Origin of the sequence: Mangrovimonas xylaniphaga (assembly GCF_001280435.1) — a bacterium.
In the GTDB taxonomy this organism is placed as follows: domain Bacteria; phylum Bacteroidota; class Bacteroidia; order Flavobacteriales; family Flavobacteriaceae; genus Mangrovimonas_A; species Mangrovimonas_A xylaniphaga.
On sequence record NZ_LBIP01000019.1, the window covers coordinates 167,145 to 192,460 of the forward strand.

The 25,316-nt window shown below is 38.1% G+C and carries 17 protein-coding genes; 15 read left to right on the plus strand and 2 right to left on the minus strand.

The genetic code is table 11. The features are described 5' to 3' along the window. The first annotated feature begins 67 nt into the window (after window positions 1–67). From ZA06_RS14580 to ZA06_RS14620, 9 genes are all read left to right on the plus strand, one after another. On the plus strand, window positions 68–433 hold the full coding sequence (locus ZA06_RS14580; protein ID WP_053978226.1) for a 3-hydroxyacyl-ACP dehydratase: 366 nt from the start codon (window positions 68–70) through the stop codon (window positions 431–433). Between the two features lie 2 nt (window positions 434–435). Further along, the gene (locus tag ZA06_RS14585) at window positions 436–930 is read left to right on the plus strand and encodes a hypothetical protein (RefSeq protein WP_053978227.1); all 495 of its coding nucleotides are present in this window, start codon (window positions 436–438) and stop codon (window positions 928–930) included. Between the two features lie 20 nt (window positions 931–950). Then, the gene (locus tag ZA06_RS14590; protein ID WP_053978228.1) at window positions 951–2,147 is read left to right on the plus strand and encodes a DUF2062 domain-containing protein; all 1,197 of its coding nucleotides are present in this window, start codon (window positions 951–953) and stop codon (window positions 2,145–2,147) included. Beyond that, window positions 2,140–5,829: an MMPL family transporter gene (locus ZA06_RS14595; protein WP_053978229.1), complete on the plus strand. Its 3,690-nt coding sequence runs from the start codon at window positions 2,140–2,142 to the stop codon at window positions 5,827–5,829. The genes ZA06_RS14590 and ZA06_RS14595 overlap by 8 nt, the downstream gene beginning before the upstream one ends. Further along, window positions 5,826–7,370 carry a phytoene desaturase family protein gene (locus tag ZA06_RS14600; RefSeq protein WP_053978230.1) on the plus strand — a complete coding sequence of 515 codons (1,545 nt, stop codon included), beginning with the start codon at window positions 5,826–5,828 and terminating at the stop codon, window positions 7,368–7,370. The genes ZA06_RS14595 and ZA06_RS14600 overlap by 4 nt, the downstream gene beginning before the upstream one ends. Before the next feature lies 1 nt (window position 7,371). Next, window positions 7,372–8,247, plus strand: a complete 876-nt coding sequence (locus ZA06_RS14605; RefSeq protein WP_053978231.1) for a cupin-like domain-containing protein — start codon at window positions 7,372–7,374, stop codon at window positions 8,245–8,247. Between the two features lie 7 nt (window positions 8,248–8,254). Beyond that, window positions 8,255–9,919: a C45 family autoproteolytic acyltransferase/hydolase gene (locus ZA06_RS14610; RefSeq protein WP_053978232.1), complete on the plus strand. Its 1,665-nt coding sequence runs from the start codon at window positions 8,255–8,257 to the stop codon at window positions 9,917–9,919. Continuing rightward, complete coding sequence (locus tag ZA06_RS14615; RefSeq protein ID WP_053978233.1) at window positions 9,919–11,208, plus strand: phenylacetate--CoA ligase family protein; 1,290 nt, start codon at window positions 9,919–9,921, stop codon at window positions 11,206–11,208. The genes ZA06_RS14610 and ZA06_RS14615 overlap by 1 nt, the downstream gene beginning before the upstream one ends. 176 nt (window positions 11,209–11,384) lie before the next feature. After that, window positions 11,385–13,037 (plus strand): sodium/sugar symporter, encoded by a 1,653-nt coding sequence (locus ZA06_RS14620; protein WP_053978234.1) that lies wholly within the window; start codon window positions 11,385–11,387, stop codon window positions 13,035–13,037. A 159-nt stretch (window positions 13,038–13,196) separates the two neighbouring features. Here the strand turns inward: ZA06_RS14620 and ZA06_RS17105 are convergent, their stop codons facing one another. Together ZA06_RS17105 and ZA06_RS14630 are read right to left on the minus strand one after the other, a co-directional pair. Next, window positions 13,197–13,598, minus strand: coding sequence for a hypothetical protein (locus tag ZA06_RS17105; protein ID WP_205625716.1), 402 nt, complete (start codon window positions 13,596–13,598; stop codon window positions 13,197–13,199). Window positions 13,599–13,716: 118 nt separating this feature from the next. Continuing rightward, on the minus strand, window positions 13,717–14,952 hold the full coding sequence (locus ZA06_RS14630; RefSeq protein ID WP_053978235.1) for a 3-deoxy-D-manno-octulosonic acid transferase: 1,236 nt from the start codon (window positions 14,950–14,952) through the stop codon (window positions 13,717–13,719). Window positions 14,953–15,087: 135 nt separating this feature from the next. Between ZA06_RS14630 and ZA06_RS14635 the strand changes: the two genes are divergently transcribed. From ZA06_RS14635 to ZA06_RS14660, 6 genes are all read left to right on the plus strand, one after another. Continuing rightward, a complete protein-coding gene (locus tag ZA06_RS14635) occupies window positions 15,088–16,245 on the plus strand; it encodes a DegT/DnrJ/EryC1/StrS family aminotransferase (protein WP_053978236.1) in 1,158 nt (385 codons plus the stop codon). A 4-nt stretch (window positions 16,246–16,249) separates the two neighbouring features. Beyond that, window positions 16,250–17,269, plus strand: coding sequence for a UDP-glucose 4-epimerase GalE (gene galE, locus ZA06_RS14640; RefSeq protein WP_053978237.1), 1,020 nt, complete (start codon window positions 16,250–16,252; stop codon window positions 17,267–17,269). An 11-nt stretch (window positions 17,270–17,280) separates the two neighbouring features. Continuing rightward, complete coding sequence (locus tag ZA06_RS14645) at window positions 17,281–18,567, plus strand: metal-dependent hydrolase family protein (RefSeq protein ID WP_053978261.1); 1,287 nt, start codon at window positions 17,281–17,283, stop codon at window positions 18,565–18,567. Between the two features lie 183 nt (window positions 18,568–18,750). Beyond that, a complete protein-coding gene (locus ZA06_RS14650) occupies window positions 18,751–20,142 on the plus strand; it encodes a helix-turn-helix domain-containing protein (protein ID WP_205625717.1) in 1,392 nt (463 codons plus the stop codon). A 297-nt stretch (window positions 20,143–20,439) separates the two neighbouring features. Then, the gene (locus tag ZA06_RS14655; protein ID WP_053978239.1) at window positions 20,440–23,604 is read left to right on the plus strand and encodes a SusC/RagA family TonB-linked outer membrane protein; all 3,165 of its coding nucleotides are present in this window, start codon (window positions 20,440–20,442) and stop codon (window positions 23,602–23,604) included. Window positions 23,605–23,615: 11 nt separating this feature from the next. Beyond that, window positions 23,616–25,310: a SusD/RagB family nutrient-binding outer membrane lipoprotein gene (locus tag ZA06_RS14660; protein WP_053978240.1), complete on the plus strand. Its 1,695-nt coding sequence runs from the start codon at window positions 23,616–23,618 to the stop codon at window positions 25,308–25,310. Window positions 25,311–25,316: the final 6 nt, after the last annotated feature.

Sequence of the window (25,316 nt, forward strand, 5' to 3'; positions counted from 1 at the left end):
AGATTATGAATCACCTAATATTGATGTCCCTGTTTGTTTGGGTGACTTTCAATTTTAAATAATTTTTATGCTATTAAAAGATTTTTATACCGTCAATGAAATAGTAGTAGCAGAACAATCGGCTACTGCAAAAATTACCATAAACAAGAATCATGAAGTGTTCAAAGGGCACTTTCCAGGAAACCCAGTGACGCCGGGTGTGTGCATGATGCAGATTATAAAAGAATTAACAGAGCAGATAGTCAACAAAAAGTTGTTTATGGAATCTTGCAGCAATGTCAAGTTTATGGCCATCATCAATCCTGAAGTCACACCAGATTTGCATTTGGATCTTTCTTTTGCAGAGGAGGATAATGTTGTAAAAGTTAAAAATATAACCAAATTTAATGATACTGTGGCTCTTAAATTGTCTTCGGTATTTAAAGTTTTGTAAGCATGAAAATACTCTTCCTTTTCGTTAGTGCATTTATCTTATTTCAAGCTTTGGATTTGAAAGAAGTACGCGTAGCCTACAAGGAAGCAGCCCATGACTCTGCCAAAGTAGATGGGTTTTATAATTCAATGTTGAAGGTTACTAAAGATGATGATGTTTCATTGGTAGCATATAAAGGCGCAGCCATTGCTTTAAAAGCTAGACAGGCTCAAACCATAAAAGAGAAGAAGGAAGGTTTTATGGAAGGTGTGTCCTTTATTGAATTTGCTATAGAAAAGGCACCTAGTGCTATTGAGCCACGTTTTGTGAGATTGGGAATTCAGGAGAATACCCCTAAATTGTTAAAATACAAGGAGGATATCGAGGAGGATAAAACAATGATTTTAAATCAATTTGAAACCATCGATTCTCCCAACCTGAAAGGCCATATCAAGGACTATATTTTGCAGTCCAAAGTCTTTACAACTGAAGAAAAAACAGTAATTTCGAAGCTCTAATAGAATAAGCCTTCATTTAAGTGAATACAGACCTGATTCCACAAAAAATCAAAGACCTAAAGGTTTGTGTGTTGATACCTACATACAATAACCATCGCACCCTACAGAGAGTCATCGATGGAGTCTTGCAGTATACAGATGAGGTTTTGATTGTAAATGATGGCTCTACTGATTCTACGAGAACTATACTGCAGTCCTATACCGATATCCAATGTTTACATTTTACGGAAAACAAAGGGAAAGGTGTTGCTTTAAGGGAAGGGTTTAAAAAAGCTGCCGAATTGGGGTATGACTATACCATTACGATCGACTCGGACGGACAGCATTTTCCGAGTGACATCCCTGTGTTTTTGGAAGCTTTGGAGGAGCATCCTACAGGTGAATTGTTGTTAATAGGCGCTCGTAATATGAGTCAAGAAGGGGTGCCGTCCAAGAGCAGTTTCGGGAATAAATTTTCCAACTTTTGGTTTTGGTTTGAGACGGGAATCAAATTGGACGATACGCAATCGGGTTTTCGACTTTATCCTTTGAAACATTTAAAGGCGCTCAATTTTTATACTACCAAATTTGAATTTGAGATAGAAGTGATTGTTAAGGCGGCTTGGAGAGATGTTGAAGTGAAAAATGTCCCTATTCAGGTGCTTTACGATGAAAGTGAACGCGTTTCTCACTTTAGACCATTTAAGGATTTTACCCGAATTAGTATCTTAAATACTTGGTTGGTATTCTTGACTATTTTCTACATCAAACCAAGGGAGGTTTATCGTAAACTTAAAAAAAAAGGGATTAAGCGTTTTTTTGTTGAAGACTTTTTAGGGAGTTATGATTCACCAAGTAAAAAAGCCTTGTCCATAGCTCTTGGAGTGTTTATTGGGCTGTCACCATTTTGGGGATTTCACACTGTATTGGTTATTTTTCTTGCCATATTTTTGAAGTTGAACAAGGCCATTGCTTTTGCGTTTTCTAATGTAAGTTTACCTCCTTTTATCCCTTTTATTTTATATGCTAGCTCAAAAATTGGTCAATATCTATTAGGAGTGGAATTTTCGTATTCTATGGATGAGGTAACCTCTAATTTTGGTGTTATCAAACATGTGGAAGCTTATTTGGTAGGGAGTTTTGCTTTGGCCGCTCTGATGTCCAGTGTTTTTGGAATATTGGGATTTCTTTTCTTTTCTATTGTTGACAAAAAGAAAGTGATTTTAAAGAATGGCTAAAGTGTTCTGCGGGCTATACCAAATTATTGCCAAAAGAAAAACCATAAGTTTTTTGGGAATCCTTTTGTTGGTTTCTTCTCTATTTTGGTTGGCAAGCCACATAACCTTTGAGGAAGACATTACAAAACTTATTCCTGTTGAGGAAAAGGACTCCGATATTCAAAAGGTACTCCAAACTGTCAATTTTGCGGATAAAATCATTGTCCATATTTCAAAGGAATCTTCTGGCTCTGTAGAAGTGCTTACAGAATATGGTGCTCAGTTTTTGGATAGCATTCGCACCAATTTTTCACCTTACATAAAGGATGTTCAGGGTCGTGTTGAGGACGAACAAGCTTTACAAACCTTGGATTTTGTCTATCAAAATTTACCATTGTTTTTGGACGATGAGGATTATGCCGTCATTCAGCAGAAATTGGAGAAGGACAGTATTGAGAAGATCACTAAAAATAACTATAAAACCCTGGTGTCTCCAACAGGGATTGTTGCGAAGCAAACCATTTTGAAGGATCCTTTAGGGTTGTCTTTTATGGGACTGAATAAGCTAAGACAATTGAGTTTTGGTGATGATTTTACCCTGTACAACGGATTTTTACTCAGCAAAGACCAAAACCATCTGTTATTATTTATCACGCCAAATTTCAGTTCCAGTGAAACAGCTCAAAACACCTTGTTTGCTGACAAATTGTACAGTCTCCAAGAGACGTTGAATTTGGAGTATAGGGAGACAACTGTGCGGAGCGAATATTTTGGTGGAGCTTTAATTGCTGTTGAAAACGCCAAACAAATTAAGAAGGATATTCAGTTTACGGTTGGGATTGCCATGACTGTTCTGCTCATTATTCTGATTGTTTTTTATAAGCGCCTTTGGTTACCTATCGTACTTTTTGTGCCAACTTTGTTTGGAGGTATGGTTGCCATTGCAGTTTTGTTCCTTATTAGGGAAAAAATATCAGCAGTTTCCTTAGGAATTGGCTCGGTGCTTCTAGGGGTGACCTTGGATTATTCGTTACATGTATTAACACATATTAGGAGCAATAGTAACGTGAAAGCCTTGTACGAGGATATCACGAAACCTATTTTGATGAGTAGCTTGACCACGGCCTTAGCCTTTTTGTGCTTGTTGTTTGTGAAATCGCAGGCCCTTCAGGATTTAGGCGTTTTTGCGGCCATTAGTGTTTTGGGGGCTTCGGTATTTGCATTAATTTTTATTCCGCAAGTTTATAAGGAATCACAAAAACATACAACAAAATCTACTTGGATTGATACTTTGGCATCGTTTCCTTTGCATCGTAAAAAGTGGGCTTTTGTTCTTTTGGCCATTGGCTTTGTGATTAGCGTTTTTACTTATTCTAAAGTAGAATTCAATCAGGATATCAGTAAGCTCAATTATGAGCCACCGGCATTAATGGCCGCTCAAAAGCGTTTGGATACGCTTACCAATATTGCATCGAAATCTATGTACTTGGCGGCTTATGGAAATTCTCCTCAAGATGCTATTGCTGCCAACGATTTGGTGTTTGAAAAGCTGAGCACTTTAAAAGAAAAGAATGCCATTATTAATTTTAGTTCTCTAGGCGCTTTGGTGCAATCTCAGGAACAACAACAATCAAAAATCAATAAATGGCGTGTGTTTTGGAATGATTCCAGGATTCATGAAGTGGAAAATAACATTATTGAAAGCAGCAGGCCATTAGGGTTTAAGGATGCGACATTTGGAAAGTTCTATGCGTTTTTGAATTCAGATTTTCAGCCTTTGTCCCTAGAGGGATATCATGCAATTGAAGCTATTCCTGTTGACGATTATATAAGTTCCAAAAATGGTTTTACTACCGTAACCTCTCTTGTTAAGTTAAATGAGGAGCAGGTAAAGGAGGTCCTTGGAGTTTTTGGAAACCAACCTAATGTATTGGTTATTGATCGGCAACAGATGAATGAACGGTTTTTGGGACATCTTAAAAACGATTTCAACAATCTGTTGGGTTACTGTTTTTTGGTAGTAGTACTATTGTTGTTACTATTTTATAGAAGTGTGTCGCTTACATTGGTTACCATGTTACCAATTATATTGACATGGTTTTTAACCATTGGTTTAATGGGGCTTTTTGGAGTTCAGTTCAACATTTTCAATATTATCATTTCTTCCTTCATTTTTGGATTGGGGATTGATTATAGCATTTTTGTCACCAATGGATTACTGCACCAATATAGAACTGGGGAGCCTATGCTAGTGACCTATAAAACTTCCATTATTCTATCGGTAATAACAACAATTTTGGGAGTAGGCGTGATGATTTTTGCCAAGCACCCTGCATTATATACTATTTCAGTAGTTTCTATTATCGGTATTTTATCGGCCATGATTGTGTCGTTTACCATTCAGCCGGCATTGTTCTGGTTATTTATTGGAAGTAAAACAAAGCGACCAATTAATTTGCGTTTATTGTTGCATTCGGTGGTTTCTTTTGGGTATTATGGTTTAGGAGGTTTGTTGTTGTCTTCGTACAGTGTTGCCATTATGCCATTGATCCCTATGAGTAAAAAAGTGAAGATGAAATGGTTCCATAAAGTGGTGTCTAAGTTCATGAAATCGGTGTTGTACACCAATCCCTTTGTAAAGAAAACCATTATTAATCCAAGTAAAGAAACTTTTGAAAAACAGGCGGTAATTATTGCCAACCATACCTCTTTCTTAGATATTTTAGCAATTGGGATGCTCCATCCAAAAATCATTTTTTTGGTAAATGATTGGGTATATAATTCTCCAATTTTTGGAAAAGCGGTACAATTGGCGGGGTTTTATCCAGTGTCTAGCGGTATCGAAAATGGGGTTTCCCACCTAAAGCAAAAAGTAGATCAGGGCTATTCGTTAATGGCTTTTCCTGAGGGCACAAGATCAAGAACCAATAAGATTAAGCGTTTTCATAAAGGTGCCTTTTATTTGGCAGAGCAATTTCAGTTGGATGTTGTCCCTGTGATCATTCATGGAAATTCAGAAGTATTGCCCAAAGGTAGTTTTGTTATTAAGGATGGAGAAATCACCCTAAAGGTTTCACCTAGAATTCCTTATGGAACAAATAACTTTGGGAAGACAACGAGAGAGCAAACTAAAAATATCAGTGCCTATTTTAAGGCAGAATATGAGGTTCTTAGACAACAATTGGAAGGTAAGGAGTATTTTCATAGCATCGTTTTGGAGGATTTTAGGTATAAAGGAGATGTCTTGTATACCAAAGTGAAAAGTGATTTGAAGGTGAATGCTGAAATCTATAGAACCATTTTAAATCAAGTAGATAAACGTGCTACAATCTTGCATTTATCAAAAGATTGTGGACAATTGGATTTTCTTTTATCTTTAGATAGTCCAGACCGAAAAATCTTTAGCTGTATTACCGATAAAAATGTGCGCGGCATATTAAAAAGTAGTTATATTAGTAACAACAACAGTAAGATAGCCTATGTAGAGTCGGTGGAGGAATTACTGAAAACACCAGCCGATACCTTAATAATAAATGTGGAAGGATATTTAGAAGTTGATTTAAGGGAATTATTGGAAAATAATTTAGTATCTCAACTCGTACTTTTGAATATGGAGACTATAGGGTTTTACAGTCTAGAAAATTATACAGTACAATATGAACAACAACATTTAGTCATTCTAAACAAAACCATTACAGCTTGAAATTAAAAGAGTCATATGATATTGTCATTATAGGTAGTGGATTGGGAGGATTGGTGTCTGCCATTATTTTGGCAAAGGAAGGCTATAAAGTATGTGTGCTGGAGAAAAACAATCAATATGGAGGTAATCTTCAAACCTTCGTAAGAAACAAAACGATTTTTGATACAGGGGTCCATTATATTGGAGGCTTAAGCGAGGGACAGAACCTTTACCAATATTTCAAATATATTGGCATTATGGACGAACTCCAACTGAAAAAGATGGATGAGGACGGTTTCGATGTCATTTTGTTCGAAGGAGACGATAAGGAATATAGGCATGCTCAGGGATATGGGAATTACGAAAAGGTACTTTTGGAACAGTTTCCAGAGGAAGGCATTGCCATAAAGAAATACTGTAGTAAATTAAGGGAAGTTTGTGCCAAGTTTCCATTGTATGCATTGCAACGAGGGAAGGCGTATTATGATGATGCCGAGATTTTTAATTTGGGCGCCAAAGATTATATAGATTCCTTAACTAACAATGAAACCTTAAGGGCTGTGTTGTCTGGCAATAACTATCTGTATGCCGGCGATGCTACAAGAACACCTTTTTACGTGCATGCTTTATCTGTGAACTCATTTATTGAAAGTTCTTATCGTTGTGTGAATGGAGGAAGCCAAATAACAAAACTTTTGGTGAGAAGACTGTTGGAGCATGGCGGGGAGGTGTATAAGCACCATGAAGTGGAAAAGTTTACCTATGAAGAAGGTAAGATAGCATCGGTAATCTGTACCAATGGAGCAGAGGTGAAAGGCGGTTTGTTCATTTCGAATATAGAACCCAAATTGACCCTTAAAATGGTGGGAGAAGATAAGTTTAGAAAGGCTTACACCAATAGGGTCGAAAATATTGAAAGTACCATTGCAGCCTTCACGGTTTATTTGGTATTAAAGCCCAATACTTTTAAATATCACAATAAAAATTATTACTTTTTTAAGGATGTCAATAACATTTGGGACACTCAAAACTATACAGAAGAAAGTTGGCCTGAAAGTTATATGATGTCCATGGGGGTGCATAAAAATAATGAGGAATATGGTGATAGTATTGCCATTATGACCTATATGAGATATGAAGAAATGCAACCTTGGGAGAATACCTTTAATACTGTTGCCCATAAAAATGAGAGAGGGCAAAGTTATGAGGAATTCAAAGCCGAAAAGGCCGAAAAGGTGATTGATGAACTTGAAAAGAAATTTCCCAATATACGCGAGTGCATAGAAGAAGTGTATACGTCAACGCCACTGTCTTATCGTGATTATATAGCTTCCAATAGAGGATCGATGTATGGATACGTAAAAGATGTAAACAAGCCCATGCAGTCTTTTATTTCCCCAAAAACTAAGGTTGAAAATTTGATGTTTACAGGCCAGAGTTTGAATATGCATGGGATTTTAGGGGTCACTATTGGAGCGGTAATAACCTGTTCGGAGATTTTGGGAAGGGACTATTTACTGGATAAAATTTTGGAAGCAAACAAAAAAGCGCAAACAGTGTAATATGCAAACAATTAAAACATCCCCGGTAGCACGAGTAAAGAATATTACGAAAGAAGATTTCGTCAAATATTATTACAAACCTCAGATACCCGTTTTAATTGAAAATTTAACTCACGATTGGCCTGCTTTTGAAAAATGGAATCTGGATTATATCCAACAAAGGGCGGGTGAGCAAGTTGTAGATTTATACAATAACGAACCTACAAAAGGAAAGCAGTATTCAGCAGAACCTGTTATGAAAATGAAACTCCATGACTATATGGAGATTTTAAAAACCAAGCCTACAGATTTAAGGATTTTCTTTTATAATATTTTAGACAAAATGCCAGATTTGGCCAATGATTTTGAATATCCGGATATTGGTTTGAAGTTTTTTAAGCGGCTGCCCGTAATGTTTTTTGGGAGTACAGGATCTAAGGTGTTGCCGCATTTTGATATGGACTTGGCCGATTTGATGCATTTCCATTTTCATGGAAAAAAAAGTGTGATGTTATTCTCTCCAGAGCAGACCAAATACCTTTATAAAATACCTTATGCCGTCCACAATTTGGAATGTATTGATCTGGACAATCCAGATTTTGAGACGTATCCTGCATTAAAAAATCTTAACGGTTTACAAGTCGAGATGAAACACGGTGATGCCCTTTACATGCCCAGCGGCTATTGGCATTACATAAAGTATTTGGATGGTGGATTCTCCATGACCTTAAGGGCCTTTTCAAGGCGTCCAAAGACCTTTGCAAAAATGTTGAGCAATGTGTTTGTCATGCGGCATTTTGAAAATGGAATGCGTAAACTTAAAGGGCAACAATGGATAGATTACAAAAATGAGTTGGCCATAGCAAAAACTCATAAATTATTAAAAAGGGAAGCTTAGTTGTATGATGTATAAAAAGGGGCTCTTAGCTCTGAATGGTTTGATGCTGATTGTCATGACCTCTTGTGGCGTTTCAAAGTCATTGCATGACATTCCAAATGTTAGTAGTTTCAATTCTCAAATTCCAGATAGGCAAGAAATAGCTGATACGTTGTTTGTAGCAGGAACCAATAGGTTGATGAAAAATCAACAAGGGTTATGGGAGCTTTCGGTGGAAGGAAACCCGTATCAGTTGGGTATGGTTTCTGGAAGTTTGACTCATGAATTATTTGAAAAACAGGAAGAAGCACTTTTGGGCAAGGTGGAAGAAATGGTACCTTCTAAATTCAAACAATACATGCTCCGAAAAATATTGGCCTGGTACAATAGAAAAATGTACTTGCATGTACCTGAAGAATACAAGGCTGAAATCTTGGGGCTTTCAAAATATGCAGGGGACACTTATGATTATGTCGCCGATGATTATTTGCGGATTTTATATTTACACGGTGCCCATGATATAGGCCATGCGTTTCAAGATTTGGCTTTGGTGGGCTGTTCTTCTTTTGCCGTGTGGGGAAAAAATACAGACGATGGAAACCTAATAATAGGACGCAATTTTGACTTTTATGCAGGCGATGAGTTTTCTGAAAATAAGTTGGTAGCCTTTGTGAAACCAACAAATGGATACAAATTCATGTCGGTTACTTGGGCTGGGATGATTGGGGTTGTGTCAGGGATGAACGAAAAAGGTTTGACAGTAACTATAAATGCAGGAAAATCAAAGGTGCCTATGGTGGCCAAAACGCCAATATCCATTGTGACTCGTGAAATTTTACAGTATGCTTCTACCATTGAGGAGGCTATTGCTATTGCCAAAAAAAGAGAGGTGTTTGTGTCCGAATCTATTTTTGTGGGGAGTGCGGCAGACAACAAGGCGGTAACTATTGAAGTGTCTCCAGAAAATTTTGGAGTTTATGAAGTGGCAAATTCGGAAGAATTGATCTGTTCCAATCATTTTCAAAGTGAAGCTTACACCAATGATGAAGATAATTTAAAACATATTGCAGAAAGTCATTCCATGTACAGGTATCAAAGAATGGAAGAACTTTTAAATGAGGCTCCTAAAGTGTCTCCCGAGGTGGCTGTGGATATTTTAAGGAACAAGGAAGGGCTAGATGATGAATTAATTGGTTATGGCAATGAAAAATCCCTAAATCAATTGTTGGCACACCACGGTATTGTATTTCAGCCTTCGAAGAGGCTGGTTTGGGTTTCTGCACCTCCGTATCAGTTGGGAGCATTTGTAGCTTATGATTTGGATGAGGTATTTGCAACGGAAAATGAAAAGACAACTTCCCTACAAAATAAAACGCTTATGATTGAAGCTGATGACTTTCTATATACTGAGGCCTATGCTAATTATGAGAAATACCGAGTGTTGAGTAGAAGCTTGGCAGATGCTATTCAAAATGATGGACATCTGGAACCAGAGTTGCTTTTGGAGTTTCAAAAAGCAAACCCTAATTATTGGGAGACCTATTACCTGTTAGGGCAATATTATTACGGAAAAAAATACTATACTGCAGCGCAAAATGCGTTTGAGAAGGCCTTGTCCAAAGAAATTTCAACAGTGCCCTATAAGCAGGATATTCAACATTATATAAAAAAAATAAAACGACAATTACAGTAATGATTCCAGAAATTGAAAAAGCGTCGTTGGCAGACATTAAGTTGTTCCAAGAGGAAAAATTAAGTGAGCTTTTAACTTATCTACAGGCGAACTCTAAGTATTACCAAAAGGTGTTTAAAGAGCAGGATGTTGATGTGTCTACCATCAAAACTCTTGAAGACTTGGTAAAACTTCCCTTAACCAGCAAAGAGGATTTACAGAAGTACAATGATGATTTTTTATGTGTTCCAAAGCGCAAGGTGATTGATTATGTGACGACCTCAGGTACTTTGGGAGATCCGGTAACTTTTGCACTTACAGATAACGATTTGGAGCGTTTGGCTTATAATGAGGCTATTTCATTCGCCTGTGCAGGGGTCGCTGAAACCGATGTTCTCCAACTTATGACTACCATCGACAGACGTTTTATGGCAGGGTTGGCTTATTTTTTGGGTGTACGTAAACTAGGTGCTGGAATTATTAGGGTTGGTGCCGGTATTCCAGAATTACAATGGGATTCCATTTTAAAATTCAAGCCAACCTATCTTATAGCTGTGCCTTCGTTCTTGTTGAAATTGATAGAATATGCCAACCAGCATAGTATAGATTTAAAAGAATCAGGTGTGAAAGGCGCCATTTGTATCGGGGAGTCCTTAAGAAATCAGGATTTCACCTTGAATACACTTGCTGAAAAAATTACTTCGAACTGGGACATCAAATTGTTTTCTACTTACGCTTCTACTGAGATGAACACAGCTTTCACAGAATGTGAACATCAGCAAGGTGGGCATCACCATCCAGAATTGATTATAGTTGAAATATTGGACGAAGACCATTTGCCTGTAGTAGATGGTGAAGTGGGTGAACTCACTATTACCACTCTTGGTGTGGAAGGGATGCCACTTTTACGTTTTAAAACGGGGGATATGGTCAAGGCGCATACCTCACCATGTAAATGTGGTCGAAATACTATGCGTTTGGGGCCTGTTGTAGGAAGGAAAAAACAAATGATCAAATATAAGGGGACGACTCTATATCCGCCGGCAATGGATAATATTTTAAACGATTTTCAAGAGGTGCAGAGTTATATTGTAGAAATTTCCAATAATTCGATAGGGACGGATGAAATTTGTATTAAGATTGCGGCCAATAATCCTTCAGAAGAATTGCAGCAAGCCATTAAGGATCATTTCAGAGCAAAATTGCGGGTGGCTCCGAAAGTTGAATTCCACGATGCCCAAGATATCAGTGCTTTACAGTTTCCTAAAATGAGTCGTAAACCCATTAAGGTAATCGATAACAGAAAATAGGGAATCCTTATTCGTTTTAGAATCTGAAAATGTAAAAGGCTAATTTTTCGTTTTTCAAAAATGAGGTGGCTTTTTATTGTGAAAATGTCATGGAATTCCCGTTTCAAGGGAAGTCGTGTTGTAACTTTTTAGTATCTTTCATCCTTGAAATTAACTAACAAATTTAAAAACACTTTATGAATACTTCTTTTGAGTTTTTAGACTATTTTATCTTTGTCGCCTATGCCATACTTATTCTTTCGGTAGGTCTATGGATGTCAAGAGATAAAAAAGGTCATGAAAAAAATGCCGAAGATTATTTCTTGGCAGGTAAGTCTTTGCCTTGGTGGGCTATTGGAGCCTCCCTGATTGCGGCAAATATTTCAGCGGAACAGTTTATTGGAATGTCTGGTTCTGGGTTTGCCTCAGGACTGGCAATTGCTTCCTATGAATGGATGGCCGCGCTTACATTACTTATTGTAGGTAAGTTTTTTCTTCCAATCTTTATTGAAAAAGGGCTGTATACCATCCCTGAATTCGTTGAAAAGCGTTACTCTACCAACTTAAAGACCATTTTGGCTGTATTTTGGATAGCCTTGTATGTGTTTGTAAACTTGGCGTCTGTACTTTATTTGGGTGCTTTGGCACTTGAGACCATCATGGGAATTCCTATGATGTATGGTGTGATGGGATTGGCTTTGTTCGCGGCAGCTTATTCGTTGTACGGCGGTCTTTCGGCAGTAGCTTGGACAGATGTTATTCAAGTAGTATTTTTAGTTTTAGGTGGTTTGGCCACAACCTATTTGGCATTGAATACCGTGTCTGGAGGTGAAGGAGTAGTAGCTGGAATCAAAACGGTTTACGAAACTGTTCCGGAGCGTTTTGCTATGATTTTGGATGAGTCGCACCCTGAATTCAAAAACCTTCCTGGAATTGGTGTTTTAGTAGGAGGTATGTGGGTTGCTAACCTGTATTATTGGGGATTCAACCAATACATCATTCAAAGAACCTTGGCGGCAAAATCTTTAAGAGAAGCACAAAAAGGGATTTTATTGGCTGCATTTTTAAAGTTGATCATTCCATTAATCGTGGTAATTCCTGGTATTGCAGCTTATTTAATGGTTAATAATCCTGAAATTTTAGGAAGTTTGGGTGAAGCAGGACTTCAAAACTTGCCTTCAACAGAGCAAGCAGATAAGGCATATCCTTGGTTGCTACAGTTTTTACCGGCGGGACTTAAAGGTGTGGCATTTGCGGCTTTGGCAGCGGCCATTGTATCTTCTTTAGCGTCTATGTTGAACTCTACGTCGACCATTTTCACAATGGATATTTACAAGCAGTACATCAATAAAGAAGCAAGTTCTAAACAAACCGTAACTATGGGAAGAATCTCTGCTGCGGTAGCTTTGGTTGTGGCTTGTATTATGGCGCCTTTATTAGGAGGTATTGATCAGGCGTTCCAATTTATCCAGGAGTATACGGGAGTTGTGAGTCCAGGTATTTTGGCGGTATTCATTTTAGGGCTTTTCTGGAAGAAAACAACCAACAAGGCTGCTATTGTGGGAGCTTTAGCGTCTATCCCAATTGCAATGTACTTTAAGGTGGCGCCTAAAGGATGGTCTACTAGCCCAATTTTCGTAGATATACCATTTATGGATCAAATGGGGTATACGGCTATTTTAACGATGATTGTAATTATTGCTGTGAGTTTGATGCAGAATAAAGGTGAAGATGATCCTAAAGGTATTCCATTAACAGGAAAACTGTTCAAAACAGGCCCTGTGTTTAATATTGGAGCCTTTGCTGTAATGATTATCTTGGTAGTGCTTTATGCATTGTTCTGGAAATAACAAAAACTGGTTTTATAAGCATATTAAAAGCGGGATTAACGAAAGTTGATCCCGCTTTTTGTATGTGTAAAAAGGAAGGGAATCAAGCCTATCCTCAAAGTCATTGTGCAAAAAAAAGCCTCGCATATTGCGAGGCTTTCTTATAGAGAAGTAATGTGTTTATTCCTTTACAGAAACTTTGATTTTAGGATCAACCTTAGTCAAAGAATCTTGAAGCGCTTTAACTGCAGTTTCTACTTCTTCTTGAGAACCAGTGAAGGTTTTAGTTCCTGTTACCGATTTTCCAGCTACCATATACTCATACTCAACAGTTACAGACTCTACGTCAACTGGAGTACCTTCTACAGCTTCGTCAATAGCATCCTCAACTGCTTCTTCAGTTGCATCTACAGCTTCTTCAACAGCATCTCCTGTTGCTTCAGCAGCTTCTTCAACAGCGTCAACAGCATCTTCCATAGTGTTTTCTACAGTTTCAGTTACTTCTTCAGTTTTCTCTTTGGTTTCTTTACAAGCAGTGAATGAAATTCCAACAGCTAGTAGAATTAATAATAATTTTTTCATGGTTAATAGTTTTTTAGTGTTAAAAATTAAAGCGAAATTAACTACTAAAACGTTAACTAGCAATAGTGATATTAAGATTATTTAACATTTTTAGTAAAAATATTTTAACGTCGCCACTCTATTTACGAATATAATTTAGGATTTGGATGACAGCATCCTTATTTTTTTTTACAAAATCTGTGTTCAATGCCCCTAGTTTTTCTCTTTGAAATTCATTTTCAATGAGTTGGGTTAAAGTGCTGTCAAGTTGAGAATGTGAAGAAATTGATTGAACCCCGCCATGCGCAATCATGTTATGGGCCTCAGGGAACTTTTGGTAGTTTTTACCGATGATTACGGGCACTCCAAAAACGGCAGGTTCCAATATATTATGCAGTCCTGTTTTTCCCATGGCACCACCTACATAGGCAATGTCTGCATAGGCATATATTTTACTCAACAAGCCTATGGTGTCTATAATGAACACTGAATATTCTGAAAGATCCTTGCCTTCTTTTTCTGAAAAGAGAACCGTTTTTGCTGTAATCTGTGATTTTAAGTCGGCAATCAAGTTGGGTTTGATGTTATGAGGCGCGATGATGTATTTTACTTTTTCAGAAGCATGTGCATTGATGTGCGGAATAAGAAGCGCTTCATCTTCTGGCCACGAACTGCCAATGACCACACAGAGCGCATCTTGCTTAAAGTCATCTATAAAAGGTAAATTATTGTCTTGGTTGAGTTGGTCTGAAACGCGATCGAATCTTGTGTCGCCTGTAACACTTGTTTGAGTGATTCCTATGGAATTAAGAAGAGTTTTAGAGCTTTCATTTTGAACAAAAATGTGGTCAAAGCTACTTAGAGCCTTTCTCATATACCCTCCGTAAAATTTAAAGTACGACTGTTGAGGTCTGAAGTTGGCTGAAATTAAATAGGCTTTGAGATGGCGTTTTTGCAATTCATTTAACACGTTGGGCCAAATGTCATATTTTACAAATACAGTGATTTCTGGGTGCACCAAATCCACAAATTTTTTGGCCTTGCGTTTAGAGTCTAAAGGCAGGTAAACCACGGTATCCGCGATTTCGGAGTTCTTTCGGATTTCATAGCCGGAAGGTGAAAAGAAGCTTAAAACTACCTTGTGATTTGGGTACAGTACCCGTAACTTTTTAAAAACCGGAAGCCCTTGTTCATATTCTCCCAAAGAAGCACAGTGAAACCAAAGAGTTTTATCTTCAGGCAGGATGGATTTTTCTAAAACTTCAAAAGTGTGGGCTCTTCCCTCAACTCCCAATTTTATTTTTGAATTGAAAAGAGCTATGATTTTTAATACAATTCCCGTGAGGAAAATCCCTAAATTATATAATAAATTCACCTGTTAATTGTTTCCGCTAAAATACGTTACTTTACTATAAATTCATTGGCTGTCGTCGTTGAATTTCGTAAATTCGCTCCTTTGTGGCGCATGTGTCAATGGGCCTTTCTACATTTAACGATTATTACATTTCAGATGAAAAAAATACAGATGGTAGACCTTAAAGGTCAATATGCCAAAATAAAAGATGTCGTGGATACTTCCATTCAGGAAGTTTTGGATAATACAGCCTATATAAACGGACCTAAGGTTCATGAGTTTCAAGCCAATTTAGAACAATACCTTAACGTAAAACATGTCATTCCTTGTGCTAATGGAACCGATGCCCTGCAGATTGCCATGATGGGATTGGGTTTAAAGCCTGGGGATGAGGTCATCACTGCCGATTTTACGTTTGCTGCAACAGTAGAGGTGATTGCACTTTTACAACTGACGCCTGTTTTGGTGGATGTAGATCTTGAAAATTTCAATATTGATATTGAGGCCATCAAAAAGGCGATTACTCCCAAGACCAAAGCCATTGTACCCGTGCATTTATTTGGACAATGTGCCAATATGGAAGCTATCATGGAAATTGCGAAAGAGCATAATTTGTTTGTGATAGAAGATAATGCCCAAGCTATTGGAGCTAATTATACCTATAGCGATGGAACAAAAGTTAAGGCCGGAACTATTGGTAATGTTGGGGCCACTTCGTTTTTCCCATCCAAGAACTTAGGATGTTATGGAGATGGAGGAGCCATCTTTACAAACGATGATGATTTGGCCCATACTATTAGAGGAATTGTAAACCATGGAATGTATGAGCGTTACCATCATGATGTGGTTGGAGTTAATTCTAGGTTGGATTCTATTCAAGCGGCCGTTTTAAATGCCAAATTGCCAAATTTGGATGCTTATAATAAGGCAAGGCAAACAGCGGCGATTGCGTATAACAAAGCTTTTGAAGGACAAACTAATATCATTATACCAAAAACGGTGAGCGATTGTTGTGAAGGTATCTGTGATGGTTGCGATTGCCATGTGTTCCATCAATATACCTTGAGAGTATTGAATACAGATAGAGATGCTTTAGCAAAACACTTAAATGATAACGGAATTCCTTGTGGCGTATATTACCCAATTCCGTTGCATTCACAAAAGGCATATAAGGATGAAAGATATAAAGAGGAGGATTTTCCAGTAACCAATCAATTGGTGAAAGAGGTGATTTCTTTGCCAATGCACACCGAATTGGATGCGGAACAAATTGACTTTATTACAACAACAGTTATTAATTTTATAAACAAATAATTTAATGAAAGTACTGGTAACAGGAGGACTCGGGTTTATTGGCTCGCACACAGTCGTAGAATTGCAAAATAAAGGTTTTGAGGTTGTTATTATCGATAATCTTTCTAACTCCTCTATTGAGGTTTTGGATGGTATCGAGGCTATTTCAGGAGTAAGACCTTTGTTTGAGGAATTGGACTTAAAGGAAAAGTCAAGAGTAGAAGAATTCTTCAAAGCGCATAAGGACATTGTTGGTGTGATTCATTTTGCCGCTAGTAAGGCTGTTGGAGAAAGTGTCAATGAACCATTGATGTATTACGAAAACAACTTGAATACGTTAATTTATGTTCTCAAATCGGTACTTCAATTGGATTCTGCCAATTTCATCTTTAGTTCTTCTTGTACGGTATATGGGCAAGCTGATGAGCTTCCAATTTTGGAAAGTGCCCCTGTAAAACCAGCTGAGTCACCTTATGGAAATACCAAACAAATAGGGGAGGAAATTATTGTTGATACTTGTAAGGTAAGACCAAACCTAAATGCCATTTCCTTGCGTTATTTCAATCCAATTGGGGCGCATGCCAGTGCAAAAATTGGAGAGTTGCCATTAGGCGTACCTCAAAATTTAGTACCTTTTATCACGCAAACGGCAGCAGGACTTAGAGAGCAATTGGCTGTTTTTGGAGAGGATTACCCAACGCCAGACGGTACTTGTATTAGAGACTATATCCATGTGGTAGATTTGGCCAAGGCGCACGTGGTAGCTCTACAGCGCCTTTTGGAGAAGAAGAATCCTGAAAATTATGAAGTATTCAATATAGGAACAGGTAAGGGAAGTTCTGTTTTGGAAGTGATCCAATCTTTTGAAAAGGTGACTGGTCTTAAATTGAATTATAAAATTGCCGAGAGAAGAGCGGGGGACGTCATCCAAGCCTTTGCAGATACTTCTAAATCCAATGAAGTATTGGGTTGGAAAGCAGAATTGAGCCTTGACGATGCCATGGAGTCTGCCTGGAAGTGGGAAAAGCACATCAGGAACATTTAAAAACCAATATAATGAGACATTTTATTTCCTTGTGCATCCTGTTACTTTCACTTTCGGTAACCGGGCAAGACCTCTATTTACATTGTGGTAAGCTGGTAGATACAAAAGCTGAAAAAGTTTTGACCAACAAAACGGTGGTTGTTTCAGGAAATAAAATTGTCTCAATAAAAAATGGTTTTGTAATCCCAGAATCGAAAAAGGATTCGGTGATAGACTTAAAGGACAAAACGGTCATGCCGGGCCTTATAGATATGCATGTGCATATTGAGCATGAAACCAATCCAAAAGCTTATTTGGAGCGTTATACCCTTAACGAAGCAGATGTAGCCTTCAACTCTACACAATATGCCAAGGTTACTTTAATGTCGGGTTTTACCACGGTTAGGGATTTGGGTGGCTCGGGAGTAAATGTGTCTTTACGAAATGCCATCAATTCAGGAAAGGTTATTGGTCCACGCATTTTTACTGCGGAAAAAGCCTTGGCAACCACAGGCGGTCATGCCGATCCTACCAATGGAAATAATAGAGAACTTGTTGGAAATCCTGGTCCTAAGGAAGGTGTGGTGAATGGGGTTGAGGATGCCAAAAAAGCGGTGAGACAGCGTTATAAAAATGGTGCTGATTTAATAAAGATAACTGCGACAGGTGGCGTATTGAGTGTTGCCAAAAGTGGACAAAATCCACAATTTACGTTAGAAGAAATAAAGGCCATTTGCGAAACAGCAAAGGATTATGGTTTTCATGTAGCAGCTCATGCCCATGGCGATGAGGGTATGCAACGTGCTATTTTGGGAGGTGTTAAAAGCATAGAACACGGTACCTTAATGAGTGATGAAACTATGGAGCTCATGAAAAAGTATGATGTATATCTAGTTCCCACAATCACGGCAGGAAAAACAGTTTCGGACAAGGCTAAAATTCCAGGGTACTATCCCGAAGTAATTGTTGGAAAGGCTTTGGATATTGGACCGAAAATTCAAACTAATTTTGGAAAAGCCTACAAAAAAGGTGTTGGAATTGCCTTTGGAACTGATGCCGGAGTGTTTATCCATGGCGAGAATGGTAAGGAGTTTGCTTACATGGTAGAAGCAGGAATGCCCGCCATAGAAACTTTAAAATGTGCCACCGTAACCAACGCCATGTTATTAAACATGCAAGACGAATTGGGTCAAATTAAAGAAGGCTATTTGGCAGACATAATTGCTACAAACGATGACCCGACAGAAAACATTGCTACTATGGAAAATGTAGTCTTTGTAATGAAATCGGGTGAAATCTATAAGTCAACAGCCCCTTAAAAAGGTAAAACTTTATCGGGATATACTTGATTAACAAAATTTTAGGATTTTTTTAGGACGGCTAGGAAGCATTAATGAATAACTTTAGTTAGGCTATTCAATCAAAAAATGCATTCTTATCGTAAAATATTACCTTGTACCTTATCTGTATATTGTTGGTTCCTAACTTTTTGGGTTTGTCTCTTGGGGGCTGTTAGTATGAGCGCTTCTACTTTAAATGGCTCAAATATCGGGGTAGCTTCTGTAAATACATCCTATGATTCGGTATTTGGGTTTAAAGAAAAGTCATTGGTTTATGCCAATTTAAATCAGCCATTACCTGCTGTTAATTTCCTTGAAAAATATATTAGAAATTCAGCCGATTTTGAGGCAATGGAATTTAAGGAATACGATTCCATTCGAGACAGCTATCTATTTTCAGAATTGGAAGAAGACTTTACCCCAAAAATGACAGTACTGTCGTTTATTTATCTTTACATTGCTCTGATAGGATTTTTTATTGCAATACTTTTAAATTTTTCAAAAAAGAATGATCGATGGGCCAAAATATTGATCAGTGGTTTTTTGGGTGTGCATTCACTTTTCATTTTAGAATTTGTGCTTTACAATACTAATTATCAATATAAATATATTCATACTTACCTTATGTCATCTTCGGTAGCTTTATTGTATGGACCATTACTATATTTTTATTTTAAAAGGATTACACAAAACTACCAGTTTAAAGGAATTGATTTTTTACATCTTCTTCCAGTAATCGTACTGATGTTTATTTTGGTGCCTATATATAGTTTGCCTGCTCTGGAAAAACTAAAAATTATTTTGGGAACCAGTACACTATATGCGAAGACGGATTTTTTGTACCTTATATTTATACCAAAGCTACTTTCCCTGGTTATTTATGGTGCTTTAATAAGACGATTGTATTTTAGTTCAAAACAAAAAGAAACAATCGCCAATCAAGAATTAGCCAATCAATGGAAGGATAACCTTTATAAAATTCATGTGGTGTACGTGCTGTCTTATTTTATTTATGGGATCAGTATTAGTGGTGTAATTGCGCAAGGGCTCAATATTATATATCATTCACAGGTTATTTCTATGTCGTTAATGGTAATTTACATAGCATCCATGGTTTATATTCAGCCCAAGGTATTTGCTAGCTCCAGGTTCAAAAGAAAGGATGTTTCAGCTAAGGATAAATATCAAAAATCAGGTTTGACCTCCTCTTTTTCAAATGAGCTTAAAGAAGCACTTGTAAGGTTGTTGCTTGATGAGAAAATCTACAGGGACAGTTCTCTAAATCTTGAAAAATTATCCGAGAAATTGGATACTTCCCGTCATAATACTTCTCAAATAATTAACGAGCATTTTAATGAGAACTTCTTTGAATTAGTTAACGATTACAGAATTCAAGAAGCCAAAGAATTGTTGATGATTTCGAATCCAGAATTCAAAATGAATATCAGTGAGATTTTCTATGAGGTTGGCTTCAACAATAAGGTTACCTTCAACAATGCCTTTAAAAAGCGTACAGGGCAAACACCATCTCAATTTAGAAAGGAAAATTCATGATGTCTTCTGTTCTATTAAGTTGCTAGTTTATTGGTTTTTAGGGTTGTTAAAAAAGGTAATGCTTTATCGGGATTGCCAAAAATACAACAAATCTTCTCTTACTTTATGTAGATAAAAGTTTGGCAGACAAGCTACTTTTATTGGAATCCACTAAACTTGTTTTCGAAATCAGTAGTTAAGAAATTTGAATTAGCCTTCTCATTGCGATGCATTTTTTTCTTGCGTTGTTGTCTGCCATTCTTATTAGAAAAGGAAAGTAAAAGCGCTACACCGTAGCCTTAATTTAAAAACGAACTTATGAGAAAGATTTACAATTCAGGTTTGCTCCTTGTAATGTTTTTAATCTCCTCTATAAGCTTTGCCCAGCAAAAGCTCATTTCGGGTAATATTATTGATGAGTATGGCATTCCTTTGCCGGGTGTAAACATTATAGTTAAAGGAACTACAGTTGGAACCCAGTCCGATTTTGATGGTAATTTCACCATCGAGGCTCAAGACGGCGATGTTCTGGTGTTCTCTTTTGTGGGGTTAAGGACGGTGGAGTTGCCTGTAACCGCATCTTCAATTGACATCAGTCTTACCATGCAGGAGGATGCCAGTCAATTGGATGAGGTAGTCGTGACGGCTTTAGGAATCAAGCGGAATTCCAAAGCTTTGGGGTATTCGGTAAAATCTATCGAATCGGAAGAGATAACAGAAAACTCCGAGCCAGATTTGGTAAGGTCCTTGAATGGTAAGGTGCCTGGGGTTAATGTAAATGTGTCTACAGGGGTAGCTGGGGCAGCCAACAAAATCAACATTCGGGGGATTACTTCCTTTCAAGGAGGTAACCAACCTTTGTTTGTAGTTGATGGAACGCCTTATAGTAACAATGAGGTAACCACTTCAAGTCAAACTACCGGTACAGGTGGTAGTTATGAATCGGGGATTTCTTCTTTAGACCCTAATGATATTGCCAGTGTAGAAGTGCTGAAAGGAGCAGTTGCAGCTGCGTTGTATGGATCGAGAGCTGTTAATGGGGTAATTGTGATTACTACCAAATCCGGAAAATCGGGAGGACTTTCGAATAAGAAATTTGAAGTATCCATAAACTCTGGCTTGTATTTGGAATCCATTGCTAGGTTGCCCGAATACCAAAACACTTATGGAAATGGTACCAATTTCAATTATAACAACGCCAATGGGTCTTGGGGGGCAAGATTTGATTCTCGAGAAACCATCCCAACTTGGCCGAATTTGTTGAATGCCTTTCCGGATATGTTTGGACCAACCGTGCCTTATGTGGCACAACCCAATAATGTGAAGGATTTATTCCGTACAGGTGTGGTGGCCGATAATTCCATTAATGTGAATTCGGCCAATGAGAACTACAACTTCAGTTTGACGCTTTCCAATTTGGATCAGGAGGGGTACATTCCTTACAATACTTATAGAAGAACCAATATTTCCACTGGGGGTAATGTAAGTTTGGAAAATGGTTTAAAAATAGGAGCCAATTTAAGTTATGCGGACAGTGAGCAGGTTGGTGGATTTTTTGGAGAAAATCAATTTGCAGGAGCTGCTTCTTCTTTCGCGAGAGCTTTGGTACTTGGTAGAACCTGGGATTTCACGCTTCCCTATGAAGACCCAATTACAGGGGCTTCGGTGACACCTAATGATGGTTACGACCACCCTTTGTGGTCTTGGGAGCATAACCAAATCATTACCAATGTAAATAGAACGGTTTCCAATGTGAGTCTGCAATATAATTTCAACAGCCATTTGAGTGCGCGTTACCAATTGGGAATCAACAAATATGTTTTAAACCGTGTTGAAATCACAGATAAGGGATCTAGAGCAGCTGCAGGATTGGGACAGGTAAGGACAGAAGATTTTTCGAGCGAAGAAATAGAGTCCACACTAGTGTTTACCTATAATCATGATTTAGCCAAAGATTTGAATCTTAATGTGCTGTTGGGGAATAACGTGAACCAGTTTTCAACCTTGGATATTGGTTATACGGGAACAGGATTGATTGCCGATGATATCTTCACCATTAATAATACCTCAAATGTGGTTTCCGATTTTAATGTATCAACCCGTAAGCGCATTGTTGGGGTGTTTACAGATATTGGACTGAATTTTAGAGATTATGCCTTTTTAAATATTACGGCAAGAAACGACTGGTCTTCAACTTTGCCAAAGGATAACAATCGGTTTTTATATCCTTCGGTGTCTGCATCTTTAATCTTTACAGATGCCCTTGGTATTGGAGGGGATGTTTTGGGATATGGTAAAATAAGAGGAGGATGGGCCAATGTGGGGAGAGATGCAAGTCCTTACCAAATTAATAAGGTGTTTAGTTTGGGGGCGGTTTATGCAGGCCAACCCACCGTTTTTGTGCCAACCATTTTAGGAAATCCTGATCTGGAACCTGAAAATACCGAAGAGTTTGAAATTGGAACCGATTTGGAGTTTTTCAATAAGCGCATTATTCTTGATTTCACCTGGTACCAAAAAACAACTACCGATTTGATTTCGCAGGTAAATGTGCCAACCTCTTCTGGTTATAGCGCTCTTTTAACCAATATTGGTAAAATGGAAAATAAAGGAGTGGAAATAGGTCTTACCATAACCCCTGTGAGGAGCGACAATTTCTCTTGGACAACTTTTACCTCATTTACCAGAAACAGAAATGAGGTCAAGGAATTAATCGAGGGACTTGATAGGTTTCCTATTGATGTTGATCAGATTGGTTTTGTTGAGGAAGGGAAGCCTTATGGGGTGTTCTACGGTACTGCTTTTGCAAGAGATGATGATGGAAACTATTTGATTGAAGAAGGTGGCGGAGGGATTATTCAGGCTTTGGAAAATAAAGTAATTGGTGACCCTACACCAGATTTCAAAATTGGGTTTACAAACACGTTTCGATTTAAGAATTTAACCCTCCGGGCTCAGATAGATTGGAAAGAAGGTGGGGATATTTCTTCTACCACTTTAGCGTCCTTGCTGGGTAGAGGGGTAACCAAGGATACTGAAGATAGAGAGCATACTTACATTATTCCGGGATACTATGGCGATCCGGATACAGGTCAGCCCATTTTGGACAGCAACGGAAATAAGATTCCTAATGTGACTCAGGTAAGTATGAACAATCTGTACTTTTCACCAACCACCAATAGTAATACGTTTGGGATTAATTCGGTGGATGAAGCGTCTATTTATGATGGAACGGTTTATAGATTGAGGGAAGTGTCTCTTTCCTATGAACTTCCCAAAAAATGGTTGGAAAACAGTTTTATTGGTTCTCTGAACTTTTCTGTGATTGGAAGTAACCTGTGGTATTTTGCACCAAATGTGCCCAAATATACCCATTTCGATCCTGATGTTACTTCTTACGGTTCTACAAATCTTCAGGGGATAGAAACACAGTCTGCTCCTAGTTCCAAACGCTTCGGGTTTAAGATAAATGTCACTTTTTAATTATTACGGTCATGAGAAATCTATTCAAAATAAAATACCTTAAAATTTCAGCTATTGGGCTTCTTTTCATCTGTATGTTTAATTGTAGTGACTACTTAGATATCAATACAGATCCTAATAATCCTACCACAGCGCCTTTGGATCAGCTACTCACTAACGTTGAAGGGAGCTTTAATCAGATAACAGAGTTTGAGTTGTTTATGGCTGAAGAACTATCCTGTTACGTACACCAAATAGTGTACAGGGAAGAACAGGATCAATATGGAACCAAACAGGATAATGCAGATGTACAGAATTCATGGGATGTGGCTTATTCGGTATTTACGGAGTCCAATATTATTATTGAACAGGGAACCGCAGACAATGAAATGGTCATGGTTGGGATGGCTCAAATTATTAAGGCTTATACAGCTGTGATTATTGTGGATGTTTGGGGAGATGCTCCCTTTACAGAAGCGGCACTTTTGGAAAGTGGGGTGGTTAGTCCAGTATTCGACGATCAAGAGTTTATTTATCAATCGGCCTTGGATATGATTGATGAAGGTTTGGCCAATATCAACAGTGGTGTTGGGCAAAACCCAGGAAGCCAGGATTTGTTTTATGGAGGGAATGTAACCCAATGGAATCGATTTGTAAATACGTTGAAGTTGAAATTATATAACGAAATCCGTTTGTCTTCCATGTTTAATGCTGGAGATTTGAGTGCTTTGGTTGCCGAAGATAATTTTATGCAGAGCCTAACGGATGATTTTCAATATCCTTACACATCCACGCAATCACCTGCCGATGAACGAAACCCATTATATAGAGATTCATACCTGACGGGGCAAACGTCACAGTATGCCAGTCCATGGTTTTATGAGATTTTAAAAGGATGGAATCCTAATATCCATACAGGAGTTCCAGATCCTAGATTACCCTATTATTTCTTCAATCAATTGGTGCCAGACCAACTACCACCAGATGTTGGAGATCCTACGACGGGTAATCCATTTGCAGATTATTGGGACAGAAATACAGGCTTCCATTCCATTAGGTTTGGTAGTGTAAGTGCTAATAGGGATTTCACCTCAAGAAATTCCTCGACTTATCCTGGGATTTATGTCTGTGGAGGAAAATATGATGACGGGCAGGGAGGAAGTGCCAATGCTAGTGCGGGAACAGGGGCTGCTCCCCATAGAATTTTGACCTATCATGAATCGCTGTTTATTCAGGCAGAACTGATGCAGGTTGGATTGATTCCTGGGAATGCCAGAAGTAAATTGGAAGAAGCCATTATGGCAGCGTTCAGTAAGGTGGACAATGTAGTGGCCAATTCTGAAACTACTCAGGATGTGCCTGTTCTTTCGGGGTCTGGAGCTGCTTCGGAGTTTGTAGAAGGAATTTTGCAGGAGTATGATGGAGCTTCCGCTGAAAAACAGATGGAGATTATCATGACCCAAAAATGGGTGTCGACCTTTGGAGATCCTTTCGATCAATATAACGACTACCGAAGAACGGGCTATCCTGTATTGGCAGATCCTAACGGACTTTCACCAGAATATCAATTGGACAATGAAGATGATTGGCCTTTGGTTGATAGTGAAACCACGTTGACAAGATCCTATCAAATTTCACTCTTTTGGCCACAAGCAGAGTTGAATGTCAATCAAAATGCGCCTAGCCAAAAGGATGCGACCACCTATGCTATTTTCTGGGATAACTAATCAAAA

What these genes read in the sequence shown, in the direction of transcription:
- ZA06_RS14580 (WP_053978226.1), top strand. Translation starts at nt 68, where the DNA reads ATGCTATTAAAAGATTTTTATACCGTCAATGAAATAGTAGTAGCAGAA.
- ZA06_RS14585 (WP_053978227.1), top strand. Translation starts at nt 436, where the DNA reads ATGAAAATACTCTTCCTTTTCGTTAGTGCATTTATCTTATTTCAAGCT.
- ZA06_RS14595 (WP_053978229.1), top strand. Translation starts at nt 2,140, where the DNA reads ATGGCTAAAGTGTTCTGCGGGCTATACCAAATTATTGCCAAAAGAAAA.
- ZA06_RS14605 (WP_053978231.1), top strand. Translation starts at nt 7,372, where the DNA reads ATGCAAACAATTAAAACATCCCCGGTAGCACGAGTAAAGAATATTACG.
- ZA06_RS14610 (WP_053978232.1), top strand. Translation starts at nt 8,255, where the DNA reads ATGTATAAAAAGGGGCTCTTAGCTCTGAATGGTTTGATGCTGATTGTC.
- ZA06_RS14615 (WP_053978233.1), top strand. Translation starts at nt 9,919, where the DNA reads ATGATTCCAGAAATTGAAAAAGCGTCGTTGGCAGACATTAAGTTGTTC.
- ZA06_RS14620 (WP_053978234.1), top strand. Translation starts at nt 11,385, where the DNA reads ATGAATACTTCTTTTGAGTTTTTAGACTATTTTATCTTTGTCGCCTAT.
- ZA06_RS17105 (WP_205625716.1), bottom strand. Translation starts at nt 13,598, where the DNA reads ATGAAAAAATTATTATTAATTCTACTAGCTGTTGGAATTTCATTCACT.
- ZA06_RS14635 (WP_053978236.1), top strand. Translation starts at nt 15,088, where the DNA reads ATGAAAAAAATACAGATGGTAGACCTTAAAGGTCAATATGCCAAAATA.
- galE (WP_053978237.1), top strand. Translation starts at nt 16,250, where the DNA reads ATGAAAGTACTGGTAACAGGAGGACTCGGGTTTATTGGCTCGCACACA.
- ZA06_RS14645 (WP_053978261.1), top strand. Translation starts at nt 17,281, where the DNA reads ATGAGACATTTTATTTCCTTGTGCATCCTGTTACTTTCACTTTCGGTA.
- ZA06_RS14655 (WP_053978239.1), top strand. Translation starts at nt 20,440, where the DNA reads ATGAGAAAGATTTACAATTCAGGTTTGCTCCTTGTAATGTTTTTAATC.
- ZA06_RS14660 (WP_053978240.1), top strand. Translation starts at nt 23,616, where the DNA reads ATGAGAAATCTATTCAAAATAAAATACCTTAAAATTTCAGCTATTGGG.